Origin of the sequence: Streptomyces minutiscleroticus (assembly GCF_014650875.1) — a bacterium.
Lineage (GTDB): Bacteria > Actinomycetota > Actinomycetes > Streptomycetales > Streptomycetaceae > Streptomyces > Streptomyces minutiscleroticus.
Genome location: NZ_BMVU01000280.1, coordinates 1 through 538, shown reverse-complemented (window position 1 = coordinate 538; position 538 = coordinate 1). Strand labels below are relative to the sequence as shown.

1 pseudogene is annotated in these 538 nt (G+C 40.5%); it reads left to right on the top strand.

Features of this window, described 5'->3' with window-relative positions:
• Nucleotides 1-538, top strand: a pseudogene (locus IE271_RS44730) (hypothetical protein); the annotation flags it as partial.

The following is a 538-nucleotide window of genomic DNA, read 5'->3' as shown; positions in this document are numbered from 1 at the left end:
GACCACTAGGGGCAACGGCTTAGAAGGGGAATTAGTGAGCGCAAACGCTAAACACATCGCTAATATCCCTCACGCTATCGCTTATAATGGAGAAATAGAAATCAGGGGCGAAGTGATCATTTCTAAAAAAGATTTTGACGCTTTAAACAAAGAGCGCCTAAACGCTAATGAACCCCTATTCGCTAACCCTAGAAATGCCGCATCAGGGAGTTTAAGGCAGCTTGATAGCGAAATCACTAAAAAGCGTAAATTGCAATTCATTCCTTGGGGCGTGGGCAAGCATTCTTTAAATTTCCTAAACTTTAAGGAGTGTTTGGATTTTATTGTTTCGCTAGGTTTTAGCGCTATTCAATACTTAAGCCTAAACAAAAACCACCAAGAAATAGAAGAAAATTACCACACTCTGATTAAGGAAAGGGAGGGCTTTTTTGCCCTTTTAGACGGCATGGTGATCGTTGTGAATGAATTAAATATTCAAAAGGAGTTAGGCTACACGCAAAAATCCCCTAAATTCGCTTGCGCTTATAAATTCCCGGCT